Here is a 23,121-nt window from a genome sequence, read left to right as displayed (position 1 = left end):
GCCGCGCGCCCGCCCTCTACGGGGCCCGGAGCTGAACAACCTGTTGAACCAGGTGTGAACAACGTGCAGAACATCCGTGCCCCCGCAACCCGATCGCGCGGACCCGCGGGCCGCCCCCACGGGTGCACAACCCTGAACAACTCCGGCGCGGTGGCGACTGGCGCGTGCGCCGCCCGCCCGACACACTCGGTGCCATGTCCACCGCCGTCGACCCGGCCGACGGCCAGCAGCCCCTCGCGCCGCAGGCCCCGCGCATGACCCTCACCGTGGCCGCCGTCGCGCGCCGCCTGGGGGTCGCGCCGGCCACCCTGCGCACCTGGGACCGCCGCTACGGGCTCGGCCCCTCCGAGCACACCGCCGGGGCCCACCGCCGCTACTCCTCCTCCGACCTGGCCCGGCTCGTGGTCATGCGCCGCCTCACCCTGGAGGGCGTCGCCCCCGCCGAGGCCGCCCAGCTGGCCGCCACCACCGCCGTCGCCGACGGCGGGTTCGCCCTCGCCAGCGTCTCGACCATCCCCGCCGCCGTCATCGAGGCCGCCGTCACCGACGCCGCCCAGATCGCCGGCCCCACCTCCGGCCTGGCCCCGGCGCGCACCGCCGAGGCCCGCCCCGAGGAGCCCCGCCCCGACGAGTCGGAGGACCTCGAGTCCCGCCCCGCCGCCCACCGGCGCACCCCCCACGGCGAGGGGCCCGGCGAGGACCACCGCGACCGGCGCGACGACCTGCGCGGGGAGACCGTCGACTGGGCCGTGGCGAGCCTGGCCGACCGCTTCACCGACGAGATCCGCACCCGCGGCGTCGCCCGCGCCTGGGACGCGGTGCTCGGGCCGGCCTCGGCCACCCGCGATGCCGCCATGCACGCCGCCGTCGCCCGGGCGCTGTCCGCCCTGCCCACCGCCGACGGGGAGCGCTCGGTCCTGCTCGCCGGCGCCGGCACCGCCGACGACCGCGACCGGACCCCCGTCCTGCTGGCCGCCGCCGCCGCCCTGGCCGAGTCCGGCACCGGCGCGCGCAGCGTCGGCGACGGCGTCCCGGTCCGGATGCTGGCCGCGGCCGTGCGCCGCGTGCGCCCGCCCGCGCTGCTCCTGCACGCCGAGGGGACCGGCGAGGGGGCCGGCGCCGCCCGGGTCGGTGACGACCTCGAGGCCCTCCTGCGGGTGCGCCCGGCCCCGCTGGTCGTGCTGGTGGGGGACGGCTGGCCCGCCGGCGAGCGGCCCGGGGTCGTGCGCGCGGCCAGCCTGGAGGAGGCCGTCGGCGCGTGCGCGGCGGCCGTCTCGGCCTGAACCGCCGGCGACCGCACGCGAACCTCTAGAGGTCCATTAGCACGCTGACCGCCCTCCGCGCCAGCGAGTGGACGATCTGCCCTCAGGTGGACGCCCCGGCGTGCCGACAACCCTCTTCGTGGCGCACCCGACGTGCGACTCAGCGAGGCCACGGACGGCCCCGCTCCACCCACACAGGGAAGAGGTTTGTGGTGGCAACGGTACTGGTCTGCGATGACCTTCCGCTGGCCCGCGAGGCCATGCGACGCATGGTGGCCGCCGTCCCCGGCGTCACCCGTGTCGTGGGTGCGAGCTCGGGCGAAGAGGCTCTCCAGAGGTGGCCCGTCGAACGGCCCTCGCTGGTGATCATGGATGTCCGGATGCCGGGCATCGGTGGCGTGGAGGCGGCCCGACGGCTGCTCGCCCGCCACCCGGAGGCGAACGTCCTCATGGCCACCATGGCCGAGGACGGCGACGGTGTGGCCCGCGCGGTCGCGGCCGGCGCTCGCGGTTACCTCGTCAAGGACGTCTCGCGCGAGGAGCTCGCCACGGCGGTGCTCCAGGCGCTCCAGGACGTCAGCCGTCGTCGTGGCGGCAACCGCACGCGTGCGGTGCTCACGGGCCGGGCGCCCGTGCTCACCGAGCGCGAGCAGCAGGTGCTCGTCGGCATGAGCCGCGGGCGCAGCAACGCGGAGATCGGCCGGGAGCTGTTCCTGTCCGAGGACACGGTCAAGACGCACGCGCGTCGGCTGTTCCGCAAGCTGGAGGCCGCCGACCGCGCTCAGGCGGTGGCTGTGGGATTCCGCTGGGGTCTCGTACGGTAGGTGGGTGAGCCCCGGGGGCGACGAACCGGTCGACAGCGCCGGGCGGCCCGACGCAGACAGCGGACGCGACGCCGGCCGTGACGTCGGGTCCGCCGTCGTGTCCGACGTCGCCCCCGACCTGCCCAGGGTGCAGTTCCCGGACGGGTCGGCCGGGGTGGGGGTCGGTGACCTCGGCCTCACGGTCGGCCCGTCCGTCGTCCCCGGCGAGGACGACTCCCTGGACGACCCCCTCGACGACTCCCTGGAAGACCCTCTCGACGACCCCCTGGAAGACCCCCTCGACGGTGCCCGGGGCGCGGACCCCGTGGTGCCCCGTCCGGGACGGGGTGTAACGCCGGGCCGGTCGGCGGCGATGGACACGACGGATGCCGGGGGGCTCCAGGAACTGGCGGCACGTGCCCTGTCGGGGGAGCAGGGCGCCGTCGCCGACCTCCTGGCAGCGGTGCGCCGCCTCGTCCACCGCTACTGCCGAGCCAAGCTCGGGCGACTGCCCGGAGCTGACCACGCCGCCGAGGACGCGGCACAGGAGGTCTGCATCGCCGTGTTGACGGCTCTGCCCCGCTACAAGGACACCGGGCGCCCCTTCGAGGCGTTCGTGTACCGCATCGCGGCCAACAAGGTCGCCGATGCCCAGCGGGCCTCCTACCGCGCGCCCGTCCCCACCGACGACGTCCCCGACGCCGCCACCGCCGAGCCGGGCCCCGAGCAGCTCGCGCTCGACGCCTTCGACGCCGAGACGGTCGGGCGGCTGCTGGACACCCTGCCGCCGAAGCTGCGCGAGATCATCACGCTGCGCGTGGGGGCGGGGATGTCGGCCGAGGAGACGGGCCGCGCGCTGGACATGACGGCCGGGGCCGTCCGGGTCGCCCAGCACCGGGCCATGCAGAAGCTCCGCAAGACCGCGCTCGAGGACACCACCCTGCGGGTGGCGCCGTGAGCGGGGACGACACCACCCGGGGCGGCCGCCGACGCGGTCACCTGCGGGGGGTCAAGGGCGGCGCCGCGGGCGCCGAGGGAACGACGGGGACGATCCGGCAGCAGCGAGGAGGGGACGTGGACGACGATTCGTTCTCCGTGCCCGACCTGCTGGCCACGGACGCCCTCCTGGACCGGCTCGGCCGCCACGAGACCACCGAGAGCGACCTGCGCGACGCCGTCGCGCGGTTGCTGGACTCCTACGCCCTGCACGCCGACCCCGAGACCGCCGGCGTGCGGCCCGTCGAGCTGCCCGACGTCGAGCCCTTCACCGTCGCCGACGCCCCGCCCGCCGACGTCCCCGCCCCGCGCGTCCTGCTGGCCCGGCGCCGCACCCTGCAGCGCCTGGGCCGGGGGACCGCCGCGGCCGCCGCCGTGCTGGCCCTGCTCGGCGGGACCGCCGCCGCCGCCGCCACCGGCGCCGGGCCCCTGGGGGACCGCTCCGCCGGGACCGCGACGTCCTTCGCGGCGCAGCTGCCCGGGTGGTTCCCCGACACCGTCCTGGACGCCTTCGGGGGCACCCCCACCGAGCGCGTGCAGCGGGAGCTGAAGCAGGCCCGCAAGGAGGCCCTCGCCGGCGACCCCGACGCGGCGACCGCCCGCCTGGAGAACCTGCGCCGGCAGATCGGTGACGCCGCCGTGGTGGCCTCCGTCGACCCCGAGGTCGTCCAGGAGGTCGACCAGACCCTGGCCACGCTCCAGGAGGGCCCCGCGGCCCTGGCCGGGTCCCCGGCCACCCCGACCCCGACCGCGACCGGCACGACGCTGCCGACGGGGACGGGGACGAGCCTGGCCGACGTGGCCACGACCGGCCCGTCCGCCTCGTCCTCGCCGACCTGGTCGCCCCCGCTGAAGCCGGGGCGCACGACGGGCACCCCGACCGCGACCGCCACCCCGTCCTCCCCGGCCACCTCGACCGGGAGTCCGTCGGGTTCCTCGGGCCCGGGCCGGAACCCCTCCGTCCCCGTCGTTCCGCCCGTGACGCTGCCCGGCGGGTCGTCGGGCCCGTCGACCGGGCAGCCGGTGACGCCGGCCCCGGGCACCGGCGGGTCGACGTCCACGGACGGCCCCGGCGGGACCCCGACCGGCGGGGGCACGGACACCCCGGCGGGCACGCCCACCGGCAGCGACCCCGGCACCCCGTCCGACACCCCCACCGGCACCCCGGGCGGCACCGCCACCGACAGCCCGACCGGCACCCCGAGCGGGACCGCGACGGGTGAGCCGGAGGACACCGCCACGTCCACGCCGAGCACGCCGCCGGGGGAGGTCCTCGTGCCGGTGCCCACCGCCGGCGAGGTCCCCGCCACCACCGACCCGGTCGTCGTGAACCCGACGCTGCCCGTCGTCGTGGAGCCCTCGCCCAGCACGGGGGCCGTCCCGGTCCCCGGCGTCCAGGGCGACGGCTCGGACGGCGGCTCGGACGGCGCGGCGGGCGGCGGGACGGGCGGGGACGCGCAGGCGTCCCCGACCACGACGACCGGCTCGTAGAATCGTGGGGGTGAGCGCGCAGATCCCCGACGGACAAGCGTCCGAGAACGACCCCTTCGGCTTCGTGGGCCTGACCTACGACGACGTCCTGCTGCTGCCCGGTGAGTCCGACGTCATCCCCTCCGAGGTCGACACGTCGACCCGCGTGTCCAAGCGCGTCAGCCTGCGGATCCCGCTGCTGAGCTCGGCGATGGACACCGTCACCGAGTCCCGCATGGCCATCGCGATGGCCCGCCAGGGCGGTCTCGGTGTGCTGCACCGCAACCTGTCCGCCGAGGAGCAGGCCGTCCAGGTCGACCTCGTGAAGCGCTCGGAGTCGGGCATGGTCACCCAGCCGGTGACCACGACCCCGGACGCGACCCTCGCCGAGGTGGACGCGCTGTGCGCGCGCTACCGCATCTCCGGCGCGCCCGTGGTCGACCCCGACGGCACCCTCGTCGGCATCGTCACCAACCGCGACCTGCGCTTCGAGTCCGACTTCTCCCGCCCCGTGCGCGAGGTCATGACGAAGGCCCCCCTGGTCACGGCCCCCGTCGGCATCTCCGCCGACGACGCGGTGCAGCTGCTGCGCAAGCACAAGATCGAGAAGCTGCCCATCGTCGACGACCGCAACCGGCTCACGGGCCTGATCACCGTCAAGGACTACGAGAAGTCCGAGAAGTACCCGCTGGCCACCAAGGACGCCGACGGCCGGCTGCGCGTGGCCGCCGCCATCGGCATCTTCGAGGACGCGTGGAAGCGCGCCATGGGCCTGGTCGACGCGGGTGTGGACGTCCTGGTCGTCGACATGGCCCACGGGCACTCCCGGGCCGTGCTGGAGATGATCTCCCGCCTCAAGGGCGACAGCGCGGCCGCGCACGTGGACGTCGTCGGCGGCAACGTCGCGACCCGCGCCGCGGCGCAGGCGCTCGTCGACGCCGGCGTGGACGGCATCAAGGTCGGCGTGGGGCCGGGCTCGATCTGCACCACGCGCGTCGTCGCGGGCGTCGGGGTCCCGCAGGTCACCGCCATCCACGAGGCCTCCCGCGCGGCCAAGCCCGCGGGTGTCCCGGTCATCGGCGACGGCGGGCTGCAGTACTCCGGCGACATCGCCAAGGCCCTGGTCGCCGGCGCCGACACCGTCATGCTGGGGTCGCTGCTGGCCGGCTGCGACGAGAGCCCGGGCGAGCTGGTGTTCATCAACGGCAAGCAGTTCAAGAGCTACCGCGGCATGGGGTCCCTGGGCGCCCAGCAGACCCGCCAGGGCGGCCGCTCGTTCTCCAAGGACCGCTACTTCCAGAACGACGTCGCCTCCGACGACCGCTTCGTGCCCGAGGGCGTCGAGGGCCAGGTGCCCTACCGGGGGCCGCTGGGGGCCGTCGCCCACCAGCTCGTCGGCGGGCTGCGGCAGTCGATGTTCTACTCCGGCGCCCGCACCGTCCCCGAGCTGCAGGCCGGCGGGAAGTTCGTCCGGATCACCGCGGCGGGGCTGAAGGAGTCGCACCCGCACGACATCCAGATGACCGTCGAGGCACCGAACTACAGCGGCCGCTGACGGGGCGCCGACCGGCTGGGGGCCCGCGCGTGACCGGGGCGCGGGCCCGCAGCAGGTAGCCTGAGGCCGTGTCTGAGATCGAGATCGGCCGCGGCAAGCGGGGGCGACGCGCCTACAGCTTCGACGACATCGCCGTCGTCCCCAGCCGCCGCACGCGTGACCCCGAGGACGTCTCGACGGCGTGGCAGATCGACGCCTACCACTTCGAGATCCCCGTGATGAGCGCGCCGATGGACTCGGTGGCCTCACCCGCCACCGCCGTCGCCCTCGGCCGGCTGGGGGGCCTGGGCGTCCTGGACCTGGAGGGTCTGTGGACGCGCTACGAGGACCCCGAGCCGCTGCTGGCCGAGATCGCCGCCCTCGACCCGGCCGTCGTCATCCCGCGCATGCAGGCCATGTACGCCGAGCCGGTCAAGCCCGAGCTGATCACCCGCCGCCTCGCCGAGGTCCGCGCCGCCGGGGTCACCGTCGCCGGCTCCCTGTCGCCGCAGCGCACCCAGGAGTTCTGGAAGGTCGTCGTCGACGCCGGGGTCGACCTGTTCGTCATCCGCGGCACCACGGTCTCGGCCGAGCACGTCTCGGGCCGCAGCGAGCCCCTGAACCTCAAGCGCTTCATCTACGAGCTCGACGTCCCCGTCGTGGTCGGCGGTGCGGCGACGTACACCGCGGCGCTGCACCTCATGCGCACCGGCGCGGCCGGGGTCCTCGTCGGCTTCGGCGGGGGAGCGGCCACCACGACCCGCACCGCGCTCGGCATCCACGCGCCCATGGCCTCGGCCGTCGCCGACGTCGCCGCCGCCCGGCGCGACTACATGGACGAGTCCGGCGGCCGCTACGTCCACGTCATCGCCGACGGCGGGGTCGGCACCTCCGGCGACATCGTCAAGGCCGTCGCGTGCGGCGCCGACGCCGTCATGCTCGGCGCGGCCCTGGCCCGCGCCACCGAGGCCCCCGGCCGCGGCTGGCACTGGGGCCCGGAGGCCCACCACGCGGTGCTGCCCCGCGGCGAGCGCGTCCGCGTCGGCACCGTGGCGCCGCTGGCCGAGATCCTCAACGGGCCCGGCCGCGCCGCGGACGGCACGACGAACCTGGTCGGCGCGCTGCGCCGCTCGATGGCCACGACGGGGTACTCCGACCTGAAGGAGTTCCAGCGCATCGAGGTCGTCGTCTCGCCCTACCAGCCCGCCTGATCCCCGCCTGATCCCCGCCCGGACCCGAAGGACCCCTGTGCCGCAGCAGAACGCCACGCCCTGGACGCCCGACGCGATGGGCAGCCAGGTGGGCCGGACCGTCCTGGTGACGGGCGCGAACTCCGGCCTGGGGTTCCACGTCGCCACGGAGTTCGCCCGGCGCGGGGCCGACGTCCTGCTCGCCTGCCGCAACTCCGAGCGCGGCCGGGCGGCCGTGGCGCAGCTGACCGCGGAGGTCCGCGACTCCGGTGTCGAGCCGAGCGTGGAGCTGGTCGCCCTCGACGTCGCCGACCTCGCCAGCGTCCGGCGCGCGGCCGCCGACGTGGTGCACCGCCGCTCCAGCATCGACGTGCTGGTGAACAACGCCGGCGTCATGGTGCCGCCGTTCGGGCGCACGGTCGACGGCTTCGAGACGCAGGTCGGCACGAACCACCTGGGGCACTTCGCGTTCACGGGGCTGCTGCTGCCGGCGCTGCTGTCCGGCGGGGGCGCGCGCGTCGTCAGCGTGGCCAGCGTGGCGCACCGGTTCGGCAGGCTGGACCGCACCAACTACCAGTCCGAGCGCAGCTACCAGAAGTGGCTGGCGTACGGGCAGTCGAAGCTGTCGAACCTGCTGTTCGCCTTCGAGCTGCAGCGCCGCGCCGACGCCGTCGGCGCCCGGATCGTCTCCACGGCCGCGCACCCGGGGCTGTCGGACACGAACCTGTGGAAGATGACGCCGTTGGGCGGCAACCGGTTCGGTGAAGCGCTGGCGCAGGTCCTGGGCCGCGCCGTCGGGCAGCCCGCCGCCCAGGGGGCCTGGCCGCTGCTGCGCGCCGCGACCGACCCCGGCGCCACGGGCGGGGAGTACTTCGGCCCCGGCGGCCGGCAGGAGTGGCGCGGTTTCCCCGTCGCCGTCCCCGCCAGCCCCTCCGCCTACGACACCGCCGACGCCGCCTGGTTGTGGGCGCGCTCGGTGGAGTGGACCGGCGTCGACTACGCCGAGCTCACCGCCTGACCCGCTCCCCGCCGTCCCGGTGACCGGGCACCCGCGCGCCGGGGTGCCCGGTCACCGGCGGTTCAGGCGCCGGCGGCGGGGCCACCGGTGCGCGGGACGGCCAGGGCCGTCGCCGCCAGCAGCGCGCCGGCCGCCCCGACGACGGCGAAACCCCACGCCGGGCCCGCCTGCTCGGCCAGCGCCCCGCCGAGCGAGGCGCCCGTCGCGACCCCCAGCACGACGCCGGAGTTCAGCAGCGCCATGACGAACGCGCCGCGCCCGGGCGGGGCCAGCCGCGCCGCGAGGGTGTTCACGGTCACCAGCGCCGGCCCGACGAACAGACCCAGCAGCAGGACCGCCACGGTCAGCGGCCCCAGGCGCGGCGCGGTGGCCGCCATGAGCCCGGCGCCCAGCACCAGACCGGCCCCGCACACCGCCCACCGCGCCCGCAGCGTGAACCGCGCGGGCAGCAGCACCAGGCACAGCGTCGTCACGGTCGACCCGATCGCCGAGACCGCGTAGACCAGCGAACCCAGCGACGCCGACCCGACGGTCTCGGCGGCCGCCGTGACCCCCGTCTGGGTCGCCCCGAACACCGTCCCCATGCACAGCATCGCCACCACCGGGACCACGACCACCCACGGCACCCGGCCCGCGGCGCGGGAGGCGGTGCGCGGCAGCGGGGCCGTGCGCCGGTGGGTGGGGTGGCACGCGAACACCGTCACGAACACCGTCGTCAGGCCCGCCGCCGTCAGCAGCGCCGCCGCCGGGTCACCCAGCACCCCGACCAGCCCGACCAGCGCGGGACCCAGGATGAACGTGGCCTCGTCGATCGTGCCCTCGGCGGCGAAGGCCGTCGCCACGTCCTGCGGGTCCCCCGCCATGCGCAGCCACCGGGCCCGGGAGAACCCCCCGACCGAGGGCAGGGTGAATCCGACCCCGGCCGCCGCGGCCAGCACCAGCGGGGTCCGGTCCGTGTCCAGCGCGGCGAACAGCCCGGTCAGGGCCAGCAGGTGCGCGGCGACGACCACCAGGAGCACCGCCCGCTGCCCGCGGCGGTCGGCGGACCAGCCGACGACGGGCACCCCCACGGCCTCGCCGACGGCCGCGGCGGCGCTGGCGAGCCCGCCCACGGCGACCGAACCGCTCGCGGAGGTCACCAGGGCCAGGACGGCCAGCGGGACCATGGTGATGGGCAGCCGCGCCAGGGTGGTCGCCGGCAGGTAGGCGCGGCCGGCGATCCGCGGCAGCCGCGCGTAGCGCGACAGCAGGCCGGTGGGGGCGGGGGTGGTGGTGCTCACGGGTAGGCTCCAGCGTCGTGGGTGCGCCTCCCCGCCACTGACGCCCCGGGACCCTGGGTGTGAACCCCTCCACGGTAAGCGACGCCCGGGGGAGTTTCCACGCGGCGGGAGGCGCGGCGGGAGGTCGGGGGTCAGGCCTCCCCGTGCCAGCTGCGCCACAACCCGGCGTACGAGCCGCCGGCGTCGACGAGCTCGTGGTGCGTGCCGAGCTCGGTGATCCGCCCGCCCTCGACGACGGCGATCCGGTCGGCGTCGTGGGCGGTGTGCAGCCGGTGCGCGATCGCCACCGTCGTGCGCCCCTCCAGCACCGCGGCCAGCGACCGTTCCAGGTGCCGGGCCGCGTTCGGGTCCAGCAGCGACGTCGCCTCGTCCAGGACGAGGGTGTGCGGGTCGGCCAGCACCAGCCGGGCCAGCGCCACCTGCTGGGCCTGCGCCGCCGACAGCGCCAGCCCGTTCTCGCCCACCGGCGTGTCCAGGCCCTGCGGCAGCGCCTGCACCCAGCCGCGGGCGTCGACGGCGCCCAGGGCGTCGAGGACCTGCTCGTCGCTCGACCCCGGTGCCGCGAGCGCCACGTTGTCGCGCAGCGGGGCCGCGAACACGTGCCGCTCCTGGGTGACCAGGGCGATGCGCGAGCGCAGCTCGTCCAGCGGCAACCCGGTGACCTCGGCGCCGCCGACCCGCACCGACCCGTCCGAGGGCGGGTTGATGCCGGCCAGCAACCGGCCCAGCGTGGACTTCCCCGCGCCGGTCGGGCCGACGATCGCCAGCCGCTCACCGGGTTCGAGCTCCAGGCTGACCCCGTGCAGCACGGGGCGTCCGGGGGTGTAGGAGAACCCCACCCGGTCGGCGTGGACGTCGTCGGAGACGGGCCGGTCGTCGCGGGTGACGCGGTCGGGTTCCACGCTCGACAGCCCCACGACCCGGGCGAAGGAGGCCTGCCCGACCTGCAGCTCGTCCCACCAGGCGAGCAGCTCGTTGACCGGGCCGACGAGCTGGCGCAGGTAGAGCACGACGGTCGTGACCTGGCCGACGGTCTGCAGGTCGTGCCGGACGAGGAAACCGCCCCACAGCAGCGCCACGACGACGGGCAGCAGGTACGACATCTCGATGCTGGGGAACCACACGGTGCGCAGCGACAGCGTGTACCGCTCCCGGCGCACCGTCGCCCCGATGACCTCGTCGACGAGGGCGACCCGGTGCTCGGCCAGGCCCAGGGCCTCGACCGTGCGGACGTTCTCGACGTTCTCGCCCAGCGTCGTGGAGATCCGGCCCCACTCGGCGCGCTCGGCCGCGTACCCCTGCGGGGCGCGGCGCAGGTACCAGCGGGTCGCGAGGAACAGCCCGGGCACCCCGGCCAGGATCGACAGCGCCACCAGCGGGCCGGAGAACACCGCCGCGACGACCGTCAGGACCGACGTCACGGACGCGACGAGGATGGCGGGCGCGCCGTAGCGGACGGTGTAGCTGAGGGCGTCGACGTCGTTCGTCGTGCGCGAGACGAGGTCACCGGTCCCGGCCTGCTCCACGACCGACAGCGGCAGCGCCGTGGCGCGCGCGAGGAACTCCTCACGCAGCTGCGCGAAGACGCCCTCGGCCAGGGTCAGCGAGCGCCGCCGGGCCGCCTGCGCGAGCACCGCCTGCACGACGACCGCGCCGACGAGCACCGCGACGAGCACGTCGATGCGGTGGGCCGTCTGCGCGTAGGTGCTGCCGCCGCGGACGGTGCGGACGACGTCGTCGACGAGCCGGCCGAGCAGGTAGGGCCCGGTCAGCCCGGCCAGCGCCGCGAGGGCGTGCAGGCCCAGCATCCGCAGGCCCGGGCCGCGGTGCTGGGCCAGCAGCCGCCGGACGTCGGCGAGCACCTGGGCCCGGTCGGCGACCGGGAGGGTCTTGGGGCTCACGCCTGGCCTCCTGCGGACGGTGCGGTGCGGGGGGTGGGCAGGTCGGCGGTGTCGCGGGTCACGAACCGCCGGTACCCGGGGTCCCGGGCGAGCAGGTCGGCGTGCCGGCCGCGGGCCACGACGTGCCCGTCGCGGACCCAGCAGACCCGGTCGACCTGCGGCAGCACGAGCGGGCTGGCGGTGGCGACGACCGTCGTCCGGCCCGCCCGGGCCGTGCGCAGCCGCCCCGCGATGCGGGCCTCGGTGTGGGCGTCGACGGCGCTGGTGGGCTCGACCAGGACCAGCGCCTCCGGTTCGCGGGCGAGCACGCGCGCCAGCGCCAGCCGCTGCCGCTGGCCGCCGGACAGGGACCGGCCTCGTTCGGTCACGGTGCCGGCCAGGCCCCCGTCGACGAGGTCGAGGACGTCGCGGGCGTCGGCGACCTCCAGGGCCGCCATGACCTGCGCGTCGGTGTGCCGCCCCTCGGGGTCGACCTGCTCGCGGACGGTGCCGCTGAACAGCTGCGCGTCGTCCTCGGCCAGCAGCACGCGGGCGCGGACCTCGTGGACCGGCAGCCGCCGCAGCGCGACCCCGCCGAAGGTGGCGCGGGTGTCGTCGTCGAACCGGGTGAGGCGGCGGGCCAGGACGGCCGCGTCCTCGGGCGGGTCGCAGACGACCGCGGTGAGCTCACCGGCTTCGGCGACCACCCCGGAGTCGGGGTCGGCCAGCGCCCCGCCGGGGGTGCCGGCCGTCCCGTCGTCGGTCACGGCGGGCGGCACCTCCAGCAGCGTGGTGAGCCGGCGGGCCGCGACGAGGGCGCGCACGTACTTGTCGGCGGCCTCCACGAGCATCCGCAGCGGGGAGGTGAGGAAAGCCGCGTACCCGTAGAGGGCGACGAGGTCGCCGGGGCTGGTCTCGCCGCGGGCGGTGGACCGGGCCCCGGCCCAGACGAGGGCCGCGACGAGGAGCCCGGGGACGAGGACCTGCAGCGCCTCCAGCCCCGACTCCCACGCCGCGACGCGCACCCCGGCGGCCCGCACCTGCTGGCTCTTGGCCCGGTAGCGGTCCAGGAACACCTCCTCGCCGCCGATGCCGCGCAGGATCCGCAGGCCCCGCACGGTGTCGGTGCCCAGGGAGGTCAGCTCCCCGGACAGCTTGCGGTGCAAGCGCTGGCGTTCCTGCAGGGGGCGCAGCACGAGCAGCAGCAGCGCCGTGACGACGGGCACGCCGACGAGGATGACCAGGCCGATGGGCACGCTGGTGCGCAGCACGAGGACGGCGACGACGGTGACGGCGGCGACGGAGGCGACGGCGCGCTGGGTCACGTCGAAGGCGTCGGCCAGCCGGGGGCCGTCGGAGGCGATGGAGGCCAGCACCTCGCCCTGCGGCAGCCGTGTGGTCAGCGCAGTGCCGGCGCGCGCGGTGTGCCGGCCGACCTGCTGCAGCGTGCGGAAGCACGCGGTGAGCCAGTTGGTCACGCCGTAGCGGTGGCGCACGATCGCGGCCCACGCGGTGACGACGGCGAGGGCGAGCACGAGCAGGGACCAGCGGGTGAGGGCGCGGCTGTCCCCCTCCACGACGCCGGCGTCGACGGCCCGGCCGATGGCGGCGGGCAGGACGGCCTGCGACAGCAACCACGCGGTGCCCACGAGCGAGCCGACCACCATGGGCCGCCACTGCTGCGCAGCCGTGCGCAGCAGGAAGCGGGTGGGGGAGGTCACGTCGGGGGTACCGGGATCGCTCAACGGGAGAGAGCGCACACCTACGGACGGTAATCGCCTTCCCGGGGTGGTCGCACGCGGTTTACCGGCCGGTCCCGCCCGGCGGCTACCCTTGGGTCGTGACGCCGGACGTGCCCGAGAGCCAGACCGCAGCACGAGAACCCGAGGTGGCGGCCGAACGCACCCACCGGCCGGTGCTCGTCGTCGACTACGGGGCCCAGTACGCGCAGCTCATCGCGCGCCGGGTCCGCGAGGCCGACACCTTCTCCGAGATCGTGCCCAGCACGATGCCGGTGGCCGAGATGCTGGCCAAGGACCCCTCCGCGGTGATCCTCTCCGGCGGCCCCTCCAGTGTGTACGCCGAGGGCGCCCCGCAGGTCGACCCGGCCCTGTTCGAGGCGGGCGTGCCCGTGCTGGGCATCTGCTACGGCTTCCAGGCCATGGCCAAGGCCCTGGGCGGGGAGGTCGCGCAGACCGGTCAGCGCGAGTACGGCGGGACCGCCGCGGACCTGCCGGACCCGGCCTCCTCGACCCTCCTGAGGGACCAGCCGGCCGCGCAGTCGGTGTGGATGTCCCACGGGGACAGCGTGGCCCGCGCCCCCGAGGGGTTCCGCGTCACGGCCTCCACGCCCGGCACCCCGGTCGCGGCCTTCGAGGACGACGAGCGCGCCCTGTACGGCGTGCAGTGGCACCCCGAGGTCAAGCACTCCGACCACGGCCAGGACGTCCTGGTGAACTTCCTGCGCCACGGCGCGAGGATCGACCCGGACTGGACGACCGGCAACGTCATCGAGGAGCAGGTCGCGCGCATCCGCGCCCAGATCGGTGACGGCAAGGTCATCTGCGCCCTCTCCGGCGGTGTCGACTCCGCGGTCGCGGGCGCGCTCGTGCAGCGCGCCGTCGGCGACCAGCTCACGTGCGTGTTCGTCGACCACGGCCTGCTGCGCGCCGGGGAGGCCGAGCAGGTCGAGAAGGACTTCGTCGCCGCGACGGGCGTGAAGCTGCACGTCGTCGACGCCGTCCAGCGCTTCGCCGACGCGCTCGACGGGGTCAGCGACCCCGAGCAGAAGCGCAAGATCATCGGCCGGGAGTTCATCCGCGTCTTCGAGCAGGCCGCGCGCGACGTGGTCGCCGCCGAGGGCGCTGCCGGTGGCGAGGTGAGGTTCCTCGTGCAGGGGACGCTGTACCCGGACGTCGTGGAGTCCGGCGGCGGCACCGGTGCGGCGACCATCAAGAGCCACCACAACGTCGGCGGCCTGCCCGACGACCTCGCCTTCGAGCTCGTCGAGCCGCTGCGCGCGCTGTTCAAGGACGAGGTCCGCGCGGTCGGGGTCCAGCTGGGGCTGCCCGAGGCGATGGTCCACCGGCAGCCGTTCCCGGGCCCGGGCCTGGCGATCCGCATCGTCGGGGCGGTGACCCCGCAGCGGCTGGAGATCCTGCGCGCGGCCGACGCCATCGCCCGCGCCGAGCTCACCGCGGCCGGCCTGGACCGCGAGATCTGGCAGTGCCCCGTCGTGCTGCTGGCCGACGTCCGCAGCGTCGGCGTCCAGGGCGACGGCCGCACCTACGGCCACCCGGTGGTGCTGCGCCCGGTCTCCTCCGAGGACGCCATGACGGCGGACTGGACGCGCCTGCCGTACGACGTCCTGGCGAGGATCTCCACGCGCATCACCAACGAGGTGCCCGAGGTGAACCGCGTCGTGCTCGACGTCACGAGTAAGCCGCCGGGGACCATCGAGTGGGAGTGATCCCCGCCTGAGGCCGGCCGCGGGGTTCGGATCGTTGTGACAACGCTGCCGATCATCGGCAGCGTTGTCACAACGATCGCCACCCCCGCGCCCTCACAGGGAGTCGGCGAGGATCCCGACGGCCGTGGGGATGTGCTGCTCGGTGATGGCGGCGTAGCACAGCCGCAGGTGCGTGGCGTCGTCCTCGGCCACGACGTAGTGCCGGCCGGGGCCGACGACGAGGCCGCGTTCGCGGGTGCGGCGGGCCAGTTCGAGGTCGTCGGTGCCGCGCGGCAGCCGCAGCCACAGCGAGAAACCCCCGCGGGGGCGGTGGAAGCTGCACCCGGGCAGCTGCCGCGCCAGTTCGGTGGACAGCGTGCTCGCGCGCGCCCCGAGCGCCGCCGACAGCGCGCGCAGGTGCGCGTTCCAGCCCGCGCCGGTGACGAGCTCGACGGCGGCCTCCTGCAGCGGCCGGGCCACGATGAGGTGGTCGACGAAGCTCAGCCCGGCGATGCGCTGCGCCACGGGCCCCCGGGAGACGATGCAGCCGACGCGCAGGCTGGGGCCGGAGACCTTGCTGAGGGAGTTCACGGTGATGACGCGCCCGTCGGTGTCGTCGCGCAGCAGGGCCGGGGGTGCGGTGGGGCCGTGCCCGAGCCAGCGCGCGAAGTCGTCCTCGACGACGAAGGCGCCGGCCTTGGCCGCGATGTCCAGGACGGGGCGGCGCCGGTCGGCGGACAGCAGGGAGCCGTCGGGGTTGGCGTAGGTGGGCTGGAGGTAGAGCATCCGCGCGCCGGACTGCTCGAAGGCCCGTTCGAGGAGCTCGGGGCGGACGCCGTCGGTGTCGGTGGGCACCGGGACGGGCACCAGGCCGGCGCTGCGCAGCAGGGAGATGACGCCGGGGTAGCCGGGGACGGCGACGAGCACGGGGCTGCCGGCGGGCACGATCGAGCGCAGCACGGTCGACAGGGCCCCCTGGCCGCCGGGGCTGATGAAGACGTCCTCGCGGTCGGCGCCGAGCTGCTGGGCGAACCAGGTCCGCAGCTCGGGGACGCCGGCCGGCGGCGGGACCGTCCACGCCTCGGGGCGGCGGGCCGCGCGGGCCATGGCCGAGGCCAGCCGCGAGGAGGGTTGCAGGGACAGGTCCAGGTAGCCGCGGGCCATGTCCAGGACGCCGTGGTCGGGCACGGTCAGGGCGGCCAGGACGCCTTCGGAGCGGACGGGGGAGTCGCCGAGGGCGACCCGCTGCCAGGCGGTGTCGACGGTCGCGGTGCGGGTCGCGCGCGCGACGAAGGTCCCGGCGCCGGGGCGGGTGACGACGGTGCCGTCGGCGACGAGGGAGTCGATGGCGCGCTGGACGGTGACCGGGCCGACCCCGAGGTCGGCGACGAGCCGGCGGCTGCTGGGCAGCTTGGCGCCGGGGGGCAGCGCACCGGCCAGCTCCCGGAGGCTGGCGGTGACGCGTTGCACACTGCTACCGTAGTCCATGAGAACAGAGAATAGCGCTATCACCCACCGCGACGGTAGCAGCCGGAGCCGGTCGTGAGCGCCCTCGTCGTCCTGATCCTGCTGGTGGCATTGGCTGTCGCCGCTCCGATGTGCGGGGCCGACACCCGCTGGCCCGGTGCCGGCGCTCGCCCCGACAAGCCGCGGAGGGGAAAGCGCTACCGCTTGGTGCACGATGCCGCTACCGCCCACGCGGTGCGCCGGGACCAGTTCGACCGCACGAGCTGACCGGGCTCACAGCCCCGCCCCGTAGCCTGACCCGGTGGAGGAGGACCGCAGGAGCGCGCCGGGCGGGCGGGTCGTCGTCCTGACCGTCGTCGCCCTCCTGGTCGTCGCGGTCTGCTGCGGCCTCGGGGTCTGGCAGTGGCAGCGGGGCAACGTCGTCATCTCCGAACCCCCCGCCCGCCAGCCCGTCGTCCCCGTCGGGCAGGTCGTCGACGCCGGCGCCACGGGCGCCGACCGGGTCCTGTCCTCCGACGAGGTCGGGCACCGCGTCGAGGTCGCCGGCACGTTCGACCCGGCCGTGGACCTGCTCGTGCCCGGGCGCGCGCTGGACGGGGTCGTGGGCTCGTGGGCGCTGGGCGTCGTGGTGCTCGCGGACGGTTCCGGCGTCCCCGTCGTGCGCGGCTGGGTCCCGCCGGGGCAGTCCGCACCGGCCCTGCCGGCCGGCCCGGTCGACCTGACGGGCGTCGTGCAGCCGCCGGAGAGCTCCGACATCGCCCCCTCGACGGACGCGCTGCCGCCGGGGCGGACGTGGATCGTCAGCGCCGCCGACCTCGTCAACCGCGTCGACTACCCCGTCGCGAACGCCTACGTCACCGACGCCGCCCCGCCCGCCGGCCTGCGGGCCGTGCCGCCCGCCGACCCCGGCCAGGCGACCCGCCGGCTGGACCTGCGCAACCTGGCCTACGCCGCGCAGTGGTGGGTCTTCGCCCTGTTCGCCGTCGTCGTCTGGTTCCGGGCCGTGCGCGACGAGCGCCGGGAGGCCGGGCAGGATGACCCCGGACCGCAGGGGGAGCCCGGTGCTGGCCCCGTGAGCGATGGAGGACGAGACATGAGTGGTGCCCGGTGAGCGCTGACGGAGTGACCGGGCTGCGGTCCGCGCCGAAGGTGCGCGCGGCCCTGACCCGCTACCGCGTGATGGCGTGGCTGACCGGCATCGGGCTCGTCGTGCTCGTGCTCGTCGGCATGCCGCAGAAGTACCTCGGCCTCTTCGGCGGGGGCGACTCGGTCGTGGCGACCGTCGGCGTCGCCCACGGCTGGCTGTACGTCGTCCTGCTCATCACGACGTTCGACCTGGGCAACCGCGTGCGCTGGTCGTGGCGGCGGATGATCCTCACGGCGCTGGCCGGGACCATCCCCTTCCTGTCGTTCTACGCCGAGCACCGCAACACCCGGGCCGTGCGCGCGCAGCTGGGCACCCCCGCCGCGTGAGCCGCCTGCAACGGGTCGCGGTCCACGCGGCCGTCGTCGCCGACGGCTCGCTCCTGGTGCGCGACGGCGTGCTGCCGTGGGCGCTGCTGGCCCACGGGGAGACCCCGGCCGCCGCGCTGCAGCGGGTCCTGGGCCCGGGCGCGCGCGTCGGGGAGCTGCTGGCCGTGGTCGACGGCCGGCGCGCGCACGAGGGCCTGGACCTGCACACCGTCCACCTCGTCCTGGCCGCCACCGCGGCCGGGGACCTGCCGGGGACCCGGCGCGTGCCCGTCCCGACGGACTGGCCGCTGGCCGCCGACGCCCTCGTGGCCCTGGACCCGGCCGAGCTGGTGCGGCTGGCGCCGGCCGCCGACGCGGGCGCGCCCGTGGTGCGGCAGCGGCTGGCCTGCTACGCCGTGGTCGTCTCCGGGGGTTCGCTGCTGCTGACCCGGCTGAGCGCGCTGACGCCGAGCCCGGGGCGCTGGACGCTGCCGGGCGGTGGTGTCGACCACGGCGAGCACCCGCTGACGGCCGTGGTCCGCGAGGTCCACGAGGAGACGGGGATGGACGTCACGGTCACCGGTCTGGCCGAGATCGGCGCCGAGCACTTCACGGGCCGCTCCCCGCGCGGGGTGCTGGAGGACTTCCACGCCGTGCGCATCCTCGTGACGGCCGAGCCGGTGCAGGTCCGGGAACCGGAGGTCCTCGACGTCGGGGGCAGCACGGACCTCGCCCGGTGGGTGCCGCTCGCCGAGGCGGACGGTATCGGCCTCGTCGGTGTAGCTCAACGTGGCCTGAACATCGCACTGAGTAGTTTTTGAGGAGTTCAACCCCGCTGAGCAACCTGAAGTTCACGTGAGACCCCGCTCAGGGGTTCCCTTGACGTCACCGTGACTGACAGGATCGCGGCTCGCCCCCGACCCCCCTTGTGGAAGCGAGCCCATGCGTCCAGGTCGTCCCCTCGTCCGGTTCCTGTGTGCCGGTGCCGCCGTCACCGCCCTCGCGACGCCGCTGCTCGCGGTCCCCGCGCAGGCCGCGACCACGCCGGGCCAGATCCCGGACGTGCTGCCCGCGCCCGGGCCGGGGGTCACCCGGATCCAGATCGGGGCCTTCAACGACCTGCACGGTCGTCTCGAGGCCCCCGACGAGACCGACGACGGTGCCCCCGTCGGCGGCGCCGCGCAACTCGCGGGCGTCTTCGACGCGATGCGCGCGAAGAACCCCGACACCCTCGTGGTGTCCGTCGGCGACAACGTCGGCGCCTCCACGTTCACCTCGTTCATCCAGCAGGACGCGCCCACCGTGAAGGCCCTCAACGCCATGGGCGTGGCCGTCTCCGCCGCGGGCAACCACGAGTTCGACCAGGGGTACGCCGACCTCACCGACCGCCTCGGCGTGAACGGCCGGCCCGGAGCGGACGGCGCCGCCCCCCTGGCCGCCTTCCCCTACCTCGCGGCCAACGTCCTGCGGGCCGACGGGTCCCACGCGCTGCCCGCCTTCGCCACCACCGAGGTCGGGGGCGTCCGCGTCGGTTTCGTCGGGGTCGTCACCCAGCAGACCGCGAGCCTCGTGGCGCCCGACGGCATCCAGGGCCTGCAGTTCACCGACCCCGTCGCGGCCGCGAACTCCGTCGCCGCGCAGCTGTCCGACGGGAACCCCGCCAACGACGAGGCCGACGTCGTCGTGCTGCTCGCCCACGAGGGTTCGTCCGGGACCGACTGCGCGACCGTCGGGACCGAGGGCGCCTTCGGGCGGATCGTGCAGGGCGCCGACCCGCAGTTCGACGCCATCCTGTCCGGGCACACCCACCTGCGCTACGACTGCGAGTTCCCCGTCGCCGGCCGGGCCGTCCCGCGCCCGGTGCTGTCCGCCGAGAGCTACTCCACCGCCGTCGACGACCTGGTGCTGGACGTCGACACCGCCACCGGGGACGTCGTGGCCGCCGGCCACCAGGTCCTCGACGTCGTGGGTTTCGCCCCGAACGCGGCCGTGCAGCAGATCGTCGACGACGCCGTCGCGTTCGCCGACGTCCGGGGCCGCGAACCCGTGGGTTCGGTCACCGCCGACATCACCCGCGCGTTCTCCGGCGACGACGACGACCGCGGCACGCAGTCCCCGCTGGGGAACCTCATCGCCGACGCGCAGCTGCAGCAGACCGAGGGCGCCGGCGCGCAGATCGCGTTCGAGAACCCCGGCGGGATCCGCGACGACCTGCTGTTCGCCGCCTCCGGTGGCGAGGGCGACGGCGTGGTCACCTACGCCGAGGCCGCTGCGGTGCAGCCCTTCGCGAACTCCGTCGTCACCCTCACCCTCACGGGGGCCCAGGTCCGCCGGGTGCTGGAGGAGCAGTGGCAGCCCGCGGGGTCCTCCCGGCCCTTCCTCGCCCTCGGGGTGTCCCAGGGGTTCTTCTTCACCTACGACGACGCCGCCCCCGCCGGCCAGCACGTGAAGTCCGTGACGCTGGACGGCGCCGAGATCGACCCGGCCGCGCAGTACCGCGTGACCGTCAACAGCTTCCTGGCCTCGGGGGGCGACAACTTCACCACCCTGGCCGAGGGCACCGACCGCACCGAGCTCGGCAGGACCGACCTGGAGGCGTTCACCGCCTACCTCGGGCTGCCGCAGAACCAGGGGCTGGCCCCCGACACCGAACCGCGGTACGCGGTGGCGGCCGCGCCGGCGCCCACCGTCCCGGCGCCCGCGCCGACGACGACCGCGCCCGCCGCGGTGGTCCCGACGACGCCGCCCGCCGCGGTGGCCCCGACGGCCCGTCCCAGCACCCGGCCGACGAGCACGGCCGTCGCCGCCGCACCCTCGGGCGGGGGACCGCTGGCCTACACCGGGGCGCAGACCGCGCCGTGGCTCGCCGCGGGCGCCGCGCTCGTCCTGGCCGGTGGGTTGCTCGTCACCGCGGCGGCGCGGCGCCGCCGCGTCTGAAGAGGGGGCCGGTCGCCCCGAGCGTCGCCTCTCGGCGAGCGGCCGCTCCCAGCGGCTGGGGTCGAGGCCCGGGGACACGTACCGGGGCGACCGTCCCCCGACCATCGGCCTTCCGACCGCGTCCCTCGAGGGGCCGGGTCCGCGCGCGTCGTGCCGGCCGGTCCGGTCAGGCGCTGGGCGCCGGCCGCCCGGTGGCCGGCCCGCGGTCCCCGGCCGGCGCGGGCCGCCGTTCCAGCGCGGCCCCCTCCACGTCCAGCACGGGCAGCCAGCGCAGCCACCGCGGCAGCCACCACGCCGCCCGCCCCAGCAGCGCCAGCGCGGCCGGCACCGCGACCATCCGCACCACCACCGCGTCGGCGAGGATCCCGATGGCCAGCGCGAACGCGATCGGCTTGATCGTCGCGTCGCCCTCGGGCACGAACCCCGCGAAGACCGCGAACATGATCGCCGCGGCGGCCACGACGACCGGCGCGGCCTGCCGGAACCCCGTGCGCACCGCCTGCACCGGGTCGGCCCCGTGGGCGTGCGCCTCGTGCATCCGCGAGACGAGGAACACCTGGTAGTCCATCGCCAGGCCGAACAGGATCCCCACGACGATGATCGGCGCCAGGCTGAGCAGCGGGCCCGTGCTCTCGGCCCGCACCACGTCCTTCAGCCAGCCCCACTGGAACACCGCGGTCGTCGCCCCCAGCGCCGACCCGATGGTCAGCAGGAACCCCAGCACCCCCACCACGGGGACCAGCACCGAGCGGAAGACCAGCACCAGCAGGACGAACGCCAGCCCCACGACGAGGGCGAGGTAGACCGGCAGCGCCTCGGCCAGCGTCGCGGACACGTCCACGCTCACGGCCGTCTGCCCCGTCACGTACGCCGGGGTGGCCGAGGCGTCGGCGGCGACGAGGTCCCGCATCCGGTGCACGAGGTCCGTCGTGGCCTCCTCACCGGGGCCGGTCGTGGGGACCACCGTGACGAGCGCGGCGTCGCCGTCGGCGCTGGGGGTCGGCGGGGTCGCCAGCGCCACCCCGTCCAGCGCCCCGAGCTCCTGCGTCAGCTGCGCCCCGCGCGCCGCCGCGTCCGGCCCCTGCACCAGCACCAGCAGCGGACCGCTCACCCCGGCCCCGAAGTGCTCGGACAGCACCTCCTGCGCCCGCTCCTGCGTGCTGCCCTCCGGCCAGGCCGTCGCCAGCGTCGTCCGCATCGAGAACACCGGGACCGCCACCGCGCCCAGGGCGACGACGGCGAGCACCAGGCTCACCCAGCGGTGGGTGGAGACGGCCCGGCCCCAGCCGGCGAAGAACCCGCTGTCGCGGGAGTCCGTCGGGACGGCGGCGTGCCTGCCGCCCTCGTGCGTCAGCGCCCGCCTCGCCGAGCGCGGCAGCGCCCGCAGGCCCACGAACCCCAGGGCCGCCGGGACCAGCGTCAGCGCGACGAGCACGGCGACGACGATCGTCGCGGCCGCCGCGACACCCATCTCCGTCAGGAACGGGATGCCCGCGACCGCCAGCCCCGCCAGGGCGATGACCACGGTCGTGCCGGCCGTCAGCACCGCCGAACCGGCCGTCCCGACCGCCCGCGGGACCGCCTCGGCCACGGGCCGGCCCTCCAGCAGCTCGTGCCGGAACCGCGTGACGATGAACAGGGCGTAGTCGATGCCCACCGCCAGCCCCAGCATGATCGCCAGGATGGGCGTCGTGGACTGCAGGTCAACGAAACCCGTCAGGGTCGTGATCCCCAGCGCGCCGATCCCGACGCCCACCACGGCCGTCAGCAGGTTCATGCCGGCCGCCACGAGCGAGCCGTAGGTGATGGCCAGCACGACCAGCGCCACCACGACGCCGATCGCCTCGGCGGGCCCGCCCACCGAGGAGACCCCCTGGGTCGCGTCGCCCGTGACCTCGGCGGTCAGCCCGCCGGTGCTCGCGGCCGCGACCGCGTCGAACAGCGCCTGCCGCTGCGCGTCGGTGATGTCGGGGGACTGCACGGTGTAGGTGACCGTGCTGTAGGCGGCGCGCAGGTCGGGGGAGACGGTGGGGTTCGCCGCGTCCAGGGGGTTGCTCGCCCCGGCCACGGCGGGCAGCCCGCCCAGCGCCTGCACGGCCGCCAGGACCGCCGCGGCGTTCTCCGGCGAGGTGACCTGCTGCCCCTGCGGCACCTCGAACACCACCTGCGCCGAGGCGCTGCTGGCGGTGTCGCCGAACTCCTCGCCGATGAGCCGCAGCGCGGTCGTGGACTCCTGGCCGGGGATCTCGAAGGAGTTCACGGTCTGGCCCGACAGGGTCGCGGCACCGACCCCGGCCAGGGCCAGCAGCAGGACCCACAGCCCGACGACGAGGCCGCGGAAGCGGAACGCCCCGCGGCCGAGGCGGTGCAGGAACGTGGCCATG

The 23,121-nt window shown here is 75.9% G+C and carries 18 protein-coding genes; 13 read left to right on the top strand and 5 right to left on the bottom strand.

The features are described 5' to 3' along the window. Window positions 1-194 precede the first annotated feature (194 nt). From BJ968_RS25545 to BJ968_RS07695, 7 genes are all read left to right on the top strand, one after another. Window positions 195-1,283, top strand: a complete 1,089-nt coding sequence (locus tag BJ968_RS25545) for a MerR family transcriptional regulator (RefSeq protein WP_218884926.1) — start codon at window positions 195-197, stop codon at window positions 1,281-1,283. 191 nt (window positions 1,284-1,474) lie between these two features. After that, window positions 1,475-2,086, top strand: a complete 612-nt coding sequence (locus tag BJ968_RS07720; protein ID WP_179750673.1) for a response regulator transcription factor — start codon at window positions 1,475-1,477, stop codon at window positions 2,084-2,086. Between the two features lie 4 nt (window positions 2,087-2,090). Then, complete coding sequence (shbA, locus tag BJ968_RS26450; protein ID WP_343077887.1) at window positions 2,091-3,023, top strand: RNA polymerase sigma factor ShbA; 933 nt, start codon at window positions 2,091-2,093, stop codon at window positions 3,021-3,023. A gap of 116 nt (window positions 3,024-3,139) precedes the next feature. Beyond that, on the top strand, window positions 3,140-4,552 hold the full coding sequence (locus BJ968_RS07710; protein ID WP_179750671.1) for a hypothetical protein: 1,413 nt from the start codon (window positions 3,140-3,142) through the stop codon (window positions 4,550-4,552). Between the two features lie 10 nt (window positions 4,553-4,562). Beyond that, window positions 4,563-6,086 carry an IMP dehydrogenase gene (gene guaB / locus BJ968_RS07705; RefSeq protein ID WP_343077886.1) on the top strand — a complete coding sequence of 508 codons (1,524 nt, stop codon included), beginning with the start codon at window positions 4,563-4,565 and terminating at the stop codon, window positions 6,084-6,086. 68 nt (window positions 6,087-6,154) lie between these two features. Next, the gene (locus tag BJ968_RS07700) at window positions 6,155-7,276 is read left to right on the top strand and encodes a GuaB3 family IMP dehydrogenase-related protein (protein ID WP_179750669.1); all 1,122 of its coding nucleotides are present in this window, start codon (window positions 6,155-6,157) and stop codon (window positions 7,274-7,276) included. A gap of 37 nt (window positions 7,277-7,313) precedes the next feature. After that, entirely contained in the window at window positions 7,314-8,273 is a 960-nt protein-coding gene (locus tag BJ968_RS07695) for an oxidoreductase (RefSeq protein WP_343077885.1), read from the top strand. Window positions 8,274-8,335: 62 nt separating this feature from the next. Here the strand turns inward: BJ968_RS07695 and BJ968_RS26445 are convergent, their stop codons facing one another. The 3 genes from BJ968_RS26445 to BJ968_RS07680 all read right to left on the bottom strand — a co-directional run bounded on the left by BJ968_RS26445 (window position 8,336) and on the right by BJ968_RS07680 (window position 13,154). Further along, window positions 8,336-9,553, bottom strand: coding sequence for an MFS transporter (locus BJ968_RS26445; protein ID WP_179750667.1), 1,218 nt, complete (start codon window positions 9,551-9,553; stop codon window positions 8,336-8,338). A gap of 131 nt (window positions 9,554-9,684) precedes the next feature. Next, window positions 9,685-11,454 (bottom strand): ABC transporter transmembrane domain-containing protein, encoded by a 1,770-nt coding sequence (locus tag BJ968_RS07685; RefSeq protein WP_179750665.1) that lies wholly within the window; start codon window positions 11,452-11,454, stop codon window positions 9,685-9,687. Continuing rightward, window positions 11,451-13,154: an ABC transporter transmembrane domain-containing protein gene (locus tag BJ968_RS07680; RefSeq protein ID WP_343077884.1), complete on the bottom strand. Its 1,704-nt coding sequence runs from the start codon at window positions 13,152-13,154 to the stop codon at window positions 11,451-11,453. Before BJ968_RS07680 ends, BJ968_RS07685 begins: the two co-directional genes overlap by 4 nt. A gap of 167 nt (window positions 13,155-13,321) precedes the next feature. Between BJ968_RS07680 and guaA the strand changes: the two genes are divergently transcribed. Further along, complete coding sequence (guaA, locus tag BJ968_RS07675; RefSeq protein WP_179756370.1) at window positions 13,322-14,902, top strand: glutamine-hydrolyzing GMP synthase; 1,581 nt, start codon at window positions 13,322-13,324, stop codon at window positions 14,900-14,902. 93 nt (window positions 14,903-14,995) lie between these two features. On the opposite strand, the gene BJ968_RS07670 is transcribed toward guaA, so the two are convergent. Next, on the bottom strand, window positions 14,996-16,351 hold the full coding sequence (locus tag BJ968_RS07670) for an aminotransferase-like domain-containing protein (protein WP_343077883.1): 1,356 nt from the start codon (window positions 16,349-16,351) through the stop codon (window positions 14,996-14,998). 72 nt (window positions 16,352-16,423) lie between these two features. Here BJ968_RS07670 and BJ968_RS07665 point away from each other — a divergent pair, with 72 nt between their 5' ends. From BJ968_RS07665 to BJ968_RS07645, 5 genes are all read left to right on the top strand, one after another. Continuing rightward, window positions 16,424-16,615: a hypothetical protein gene (locus tag BJ968_RS07665; protein WP_179750660.1), complete on the top strand. Its 192-nt coding sequence runs from the start codon at window positions 16,424-16,426 to the stop codon at window positions 16,613-16,615. Between the two features lie 34 nt (window positions 16,616-16,649). Next, window positions 16,650-17,459: an SURF1 family cytochrome oxidase biogenesis protein gene (locus BJ968_RS07660; RefSeq protein ID WP_179750658.1), complete on the top strand. Its 810-nt coding sequence runs from the start codon at window positions 16,650-16,652 to the stop codon at window positions 17,457-17,459. Next, window positions 17,456-17,821 (top strand): DUF3817 domain-containing protein, encoded by a 366-nt coding sequence (locus BJ968_RS07655; protein WP_343077882.1) that lies wholly within the window; start codon window positions 17,456-17,458, stop codon window positions 17,819-17,821. The genes BJ968_RS07660 and BJ968_RS07655 overlap by 4 nt, the downstream gene beginning before the upstream one ends. Then, window positions 17,818-18,621: an NUDIX domain-containing protein gene (locus BJ968_RS07650; protein WP_179750656.1), complete on the top strand. Its 804-nt coding sequence runs from the start codon at window positions 17,818-17,820 to the stop codon at window positions 18,619-18,621. The genes BJ968_RS07655 and BJ968_RS07650 overlap by 4 nt, the downstream gene beginning before the upstream one ends. 121 nt (window positions 18,622-18,742) lie before the next feature. After that, the gene (locus tag BJ968_RS07645; RefSeq protein ID WP_179750654.1) at window positions 18,743-20,737 is read left to right on the top strand and encodes a bifunctional metallophosphatase/5'-nucleotidase; all 1,995 of its coding nucleotides are present in this window, start codon (window positions 18,743-18,745) and stop codon (window positions 20,735-20,737) included. 166 nt (window positions 20,738-20,903) lie between these two features. Here the strand turns inward: BJ968_RS07645 and BJ968_RS07640 are convergent, their stop codons facing one another. After that, on the bottom strand, window positions 20,904-23,120 hold the full coding sequence (locus BJ968_RS07640; RefSeq protein ID WP_179750652.1) for an MMPL family transporter: 2,217 nt from the start codon (window positions 23,118-23,120) through the stop codon (window positions 20,904-20,906). Window position 23,121 lies beyond the last annotated feature (1 nt).

Origin of the sequence: Kineococcus aurantiacus (genome assembly GCF_013409345.1) — a bacterium.
Classification (GTDB): domain Bacteria; phylum Actinomycetota; class Actinomycetes; order Actinomycetales; family Kineococcaceae; genus Kineococcus; species Kineococcus aurantiacus.
The sequence above is the reverse complement of the archived record's forward strand: the minus strand, read 5'-3'. Positions and strand labels throughout refer to the sequence as shown.